Origin of the sequence: Paenibacillus forsythiae T98 (assembly GCF_000520735.1) — a bacterium.
Classification (GTDB): Bacteria; Bacillota; Bacilli; order Paenibacillales; family Paenibacillaceae; genus Paenibacillus_AQ; species Paenibacillus_AQ forsythiae.
This window is the reverse complement of sequence record NZ_ASSC01000885.1, coordinates 1-5,470: the sequence shown is the minus strand read 5'-3', so window position 1 is coordinate 5,470 and position 5,470 is coordinate 1. Positions and strand designations below refer to the sequence as shown.

Below are 5,470 nucleotides of genomic sequence, written 5' to 3'. Positions count from 1 at the left end.
CGCCGCCGATTGGACAGGGGCGGTGCTGGCAGCCGGAGCGCTGTTGTTGCTATCGCCGCATCCGGCGGCAAGCAAGCCGAGGAGCAGGGCTCCGGATACTGCTACTGCTGTTTTTTTCATGCGTTACCTCCAACATAATTTAAAATATATATATTAAAATGTAAAACATTAAAACACCAAAAAAATGTGATAAATATCACTATGTAAATGATTTAAGTCACTCTGGGAATGGGCCTTTGGGCGGATTAATTCCACCAGTGTAAGATAAACCCAAATTGATAGATTAAATTTTAATTATATAAAATAAGTGTCGAAAATAGTAGCATATTTTTTCCAAATATACTTGTGAAAATAATCACTTTTCCGGACAACGCTTTATTTATAGGTCGATTATATCGAAGTTTTGAATAAATTGATAGATTAATCAACTGAAAAACAAAAAAAAATATGACAAAATCCGACCCTGTCTATTTTGATCCAAAATGAAGAAGATTCATCCGAAATATGGCAGGGTAATGTGTCTGTAGAAAAAGCTATGGCCCCTGGACACTGTTCTTTTCATGAAATAAATGTTTATTAAGGAAGGCGATGTCTATGTATAAGTCCAATGTGATTGCCGGGAGGATTATCGAGATCCGTAATGACCGCGTGCTTACTCAGCAAGGTGACACGATTTGCACCTATCACTTCAGGTACTACATGCTGCCGGATGAAGAGACATGGACAGACACGGAGGGGATATCCCGGGATGCCTTCGAAACGCCGCCGCAGGAGCCTGTTCCTTCTGCGCAGCATCGCTTCCCAGGGCTTGGCAGACGCTGGCATAGAGGTTGGCCCCGCTTTCTTCATATGAGAAAGAGCGCACATCGAATCTGAGCTGCGCTCTTCTTTTCGTTCAGGCCGCAGTACGCCAAAATGATTAAAATTAATGGTTCATTATGGTAGTATATTGACTAACCTATCATTTGGCGTTCTACGGGAGTGAATTCATGGAGTATATCAAAATATTTTTCGTAAATACGGCGCTGCTGATCACTTTGGCTTATCTGGCCAATCTGCTGTTCAAGCATACGATTTCCCGTGTTCCCGAGCGGACCAAGCAGGCAATCTGGGTAATTATGGCTATATTTGCGGGCTGGCTCAGCTCTTTCTTCGGTTACAGGCTGGACGAGCAGGTTATTTTCGATCTCCGCTATGTTCCGCTAATCATCTCCGCCATAGCTTACCCCCAGCCTTTGCTTCTGATTATGATCGGGGTCGGAACCGGCTTGATGCGCTTTACGTTTGGCATTAATATGGCCGCGGCCGCGGGAATGCTCAATCTCTCCATTCTGGGCTTCATGTGCGCCGCCATTTCCCCCTGGATTCGCCGCTCGTGCATGTCCATGATTGCCAAGGGGCTGGTTATTGTTCTGGCGGTTAACCTCTTCAATGCGGTCAACATCATTCTATTTGGAGTCATCCCCCCATATGAGTACATAACCCGGATTATGCCGATCACGTTCCCGGCGGGCATGGCGCTCAGCATACTGTTTGCGCTGATTGCTCGGGATTTCCATCTGGAGCATGAGCGGATACGGCAGATCGAACAGGCCAATGCGCTGCTCTCGGAGCAGACGGAGGAACTTTACAAGAATCGAATCGTTCTGGAAGAACGGGCGAAGCAGCTTATGCTGGCCTCCCAGTACAAGTCTGAATTTCTGGCCAATATGTCGCATGAGCTGCGCACCCCCCTAAACGGCATTCTCAATCTGTCCGAGCTTATTGCGGAGAGCGACGACTCGACCGCCAGGGGGGAGCTTCAGACTTACGGACGTCTTATTCACCGCTCCGGCGAAGAATTGCTGCTGCTGATCAACGATATTCTGGATTTGTCCAAGGTGGAGGCGGGGAAGCTTGAAATCGTCCGCGAAGAAGTCAATATCAGCGAGCTTCCCATCCAGCTCTATCAGCAGTTCGATGTCGTCGCGAAGCAGAAGGGCCTGAATTTTACCGTAAAGCTTGAAGAAGGCCTGCCGGAGACGCTGGTCTCCGATCCGCAGCGGATGCAGCAAATTCTGCGCAATCTTCTCTCGAACGCGTTCAAGTTCACCCATCAGGGCGGCGTCTCGCTGACCGTCCGGCAGGAGAAGCGGCGGCAGGGCGCGCGTGAAACCTCCTGGATCGAATGGGCGGTGTCGGACAGCGGCATCGGCATCCCGAAGGACAAGCAGCTAACCATCTTCGAGGCCTTTCAGCAGGCTGACCAAACGATCAGCAGGCGGTATGGGGGAACGGGGCTTGGCTTGTCCATCAGCCGGGATCTGGCCCGGCTGCTTGGCGGTGTTATCACGCTGCATAGCCAGGAGGGCCAGGGCAGCACGTTCTCTCTCTACCTTCCGGCAACGGGAGAAGACAAGGCATAAAAGCTCCAATTATATTTGTAATTCTGACGTATTGACGCTTCGGCGGCGCGGAGTAAAATGAAGCACAAAGCTGCGCCAAAGGAGTGTATTTACCGCCATGCAGATCATGAGAAGCCGCCCCGAAGCCCATTCCCGGAAAAGAGGCCGCAAGTTTTCGACGTACCGCAGGAACCTGCATATGGCTACATGGGAAGGCGTGCCCGCGACCATTTTTCAGGTGCTGCTCCAGGGGCCGTTTCTGACCGGATTCCTGCTGTATCTGGGGGCGTCTTCCGGACAGATCGGCTTTGTGATTGCGCTTACCACACTGGTGAATATCGCGCAGGTCGGCGTGGCTTTTCTGATCCAGAGACTGCCCAGCCGCAAATGGGCGCTCGTAACCTTTGTCGGTCTTCACCGGCTGCTGTGGTCATCGACCGGACTTGTTCCGTTCCTCTTTCCCCGCCCCTATTGGGTTACCGCTTTCATTGTGCTGTATGCCCTTGCCTTTATCGCGAATACCGCCGGGGCGGTGCTATGGAGCTCGGTAATCAGCGATCTCGTTCCGCCGCGGGTCCGGGGGCGCTACTTCGGAATCCGCAATACGCTGCTGAACGCTTTGGGGAGCTTGTGTCTGTACGGGGGAGGCGTTGTTCTGGACCGCTATCCGGGCGGACACGGATTTCTGATCCTGTATATCGTGGTATGGATATTTTCGACGGCCAATGTCGTTGTCTTCTTCTTCTATCCCGACGTGCCCTTCGAGAAATCGGATGAACGAAAGTTTGTGCCGATGTTTAAGAAACCGATTCACGACGGGCTGTTTATGAAATCGACGATGTTTCTTTCGCTCTGGCTGCTGCTGCAAAATGTGACTGTGCCGCTGTATTCCTATGTTATGCTGCAACTGATGCACATCAATTATCAGACGCTTTCGCTGCTTAATGTGTTCCAGACGGTGTTCATGATGGCGAGCTTCTATATCTGGGGCAATCTGAACGCCAGGTACAGCAACAAGCTCCTTCTCTTCTGGACGCTGCCCATCATCGCGGCCTCCTCGCTGCTGTGGGGGCTGCTGTCTGTACTTCCGATGCTTCCGGTGCTGGCGGCCGTGCATGTTGTGTTCGGAGTGGGAGTCGGCGGATTTAACCAGCTGGCGTTTAATTTCATCATCGGGGATACGCCGAAAAAAGAACGCCCGATGTATATGGCGATGTATGCGGCGCTTACGGGCCTCGCGTCGTTCTTCGGTCCGCTGGTCGGAGGCAAAGTGTATGAATGGATCGGGGAGTGGCCGCGCGCCTTTCAAGTATACGGGATGCAGCTCATTGTCGGGGGGCTGATGATCGGCCTGATTCTGCTGCTTGGGCGCCGCATTCTGAAAGAAGTTTAGACATGTGCCCGGCGGGAGCCGGAGGCTAGCTTGGCTGGTTTACAGAAGGAGTGTGTTCATGAACAAGACGGCGATTGTGCTTGGCGCCACAGGACTGGTTGGAAAGGCGGTTGTAGAGCGGCTCCTGAGCGACGATTGGCGGGAAGTAAGGACGCTGGCGCGCGGACCGCTCGGTATCCGCCATGACAGGCTGAAGCAGACGGTAATCGATTGGGAACGGCTGGAGCGGTATGGCGGAGAGTTCGAAGGAACGGATGCCGTGTTCTGCTGCCTCGGGACGACGATTAAGCAGGCCGGCTCGCGGGAAAGCTTCGAGCGCGTCGACCTGGAGTATCCGCTTAAGGCTGCGGGGCTTGCCCGGGAAGCCGGAGTGACGCAGTTCCTGGCGGTCTCCGCCATGGGGGCGAGTCCCCATTCGCGCAACTTCTACAGCCGGACCAAGGGCCGGATGGAAGAAGGCTTAAGCCGGGCGGGCATTCCGGGGCTGCACCTGTTCCGCCCGTCGCTCCTGCTCGGAGAGAGGGATGAGTTCAGGCCGGGAGAGCGCGCCGCAGCCTGGCTCATGACGAAGCTCGAATTCCTTATGGCCGGCAGAGCCGCCAAATACCGGGCCATCAAGGGGGTGAGCGTTGCGCGGGCGATGGTTCATATTGCGGCTGCCGGTCCGATGGGGATACATATCTATCCAAGCGACGTCATACAAGCTCTTGGAAAGGACTTCGAAGAAGAGCGGGGAACGGGCACCGGGCAATGAGAAGGGTTTGCAATAATGAGAGCGAAGGCTTTAAAATGAGGACGTAAACAGATGAATGGGAGGAAATGAAGAGATGAGCAAAAAGCAGGTAGCCACGACCAAAGCGCCGGGGGCCATCGGTCCGTACAGCCAGGCCATTACCGCCGGAAATTGGGTATACACCTCCGGCCAATTGGGGCTGGACCCGGCCACGGGCGAGCTGGCTGGTGATGTGCAGGCCCAGGCGCGCCAATCGCTGGCGAATGTACAGGCCATTCTGGAGGAGGCGGGCACTTCCCTGGACCTCGTAGTGAAGACGACGGTATTCCTGAAGGACATGAATGATTTTGCGGCTGTGAACGAAGTGTACAGCAGCTTCTTTAGCGAGCCGTATCCGGCGCGCAGCGCCGTTGAGGTCGCCCGTCTGCCCAAGGACGGACTCGTGGAAATTGAAGTGGTAGCTCGCAGAAAATAATGGCGTCAGCCGGTTTCTGTATTGAAATCCGGACTTTAGCGGTATAGACGGTCCGGATTCGCATAAATCCTTTCCCGGCAGAACTGCAGTCAAGGTGCAGGAGAGCGGGAAAGGATTTTTTTAATATAAGGCTTTATTTGAGTTCCACCCATTGACATTCTACCTACTAGTAGGTAAACAACATCCAAAGGAGAAGATTACAATTAACAAACCGACGATTTTATTTATCAGAAAAGGAGAGAAGACCCCTTCATTTGCAATGCAGGGGAAGAATCAACTTCGGACAAGGGAGGGTTCAGCCCTCAATGGTCCGACATCTGCGAGGTTCCCTAAGCTCCTGCTTATGCCCTTGTTCGCCCACGCTTTCCTTTCGCCCCCTCCCCTCGCCTGACAGCAACCATTTTTTCTGGAAACTTCTTGAATAGGAACTCATGTTCGGTTATAATTTGAGGTGTACAGAGGGGGGCCTGGCTATGCTGATTAAT

General features: G+C 53.0%; 5 protein-coding genes. All 5 read left to right on the top strand.

What is annotated here, in order from left to right; genetic code table 11:
• The first annotated feature begins 594 nt into the window (after window positions 1-594).
• The 5 genes from L692_RS0126940 to L692_RS0126920 all read left to right on the top strand — a co-directional run bounded on the left by L692_RS0126940 (window position 595) and on the right by L692_RS0126920 (window position 4,985).
• Window positions 595-876: a hypothetical protein gene (locus L692_RS0126940; RefSeq protein WP_025703059.1), complete on the top strand. Its 282-nt coding sequence runs from the start codon at window positions 595-597 to the stop codon at window positions 874-876.
• Between the two features lie 113 nt (window positions 877-989).
• Window positions 990-2,405 carry a sensor histidine kinase gene (locus L692_RS0126935; protein ID WP_025703057.1) on the top strand — a complete coding sequence of 472 codons (1,416 nt, stop codon included), beginning with the start codon at window positions 990-992 and terminating at the stop codon, window positions 2,403-2,405.
• 97 nt (window positions 2,406-2,502) lie between these two features.
• Complete coding sequence (locus L692_RS0126930) at window positions 2,503-3,777, top strand: MFS transporter (protein WP_376717973.1); 1,275 nt, start codon at window positions 2,503-2,505, stop codon at window positions 3,775-3,777.
• A gap of 58 nt (window positions 3,778-3,835) precedes the next feature.
• The gene (locus L692_RS0126925) at window positions 3,836-4,531 is read left to right on the top strand and encodes an NAD(P)H-binding protein (protein ID WP_025703053.1); all 696 of its coding nucleotides are present in this window, start codon (window positions 3,836-3,838) and stop codon (window positions 4,529-4,531) included.
• 73 nt (window positions 4,532-4,604) lie between these two features.
• Window positions 4,605-4,985, top strand: coding sequence for a RidA family protein (locus tag L692_RS0126920; RefSeq protein WP_025703052.1), 381 nt, complete (start codon window positions 4,605-4,607; stop codon window positions 4,983-4,985).
• Window positions 4,986-5,470 lie beyond the last annotated feature (485 nt).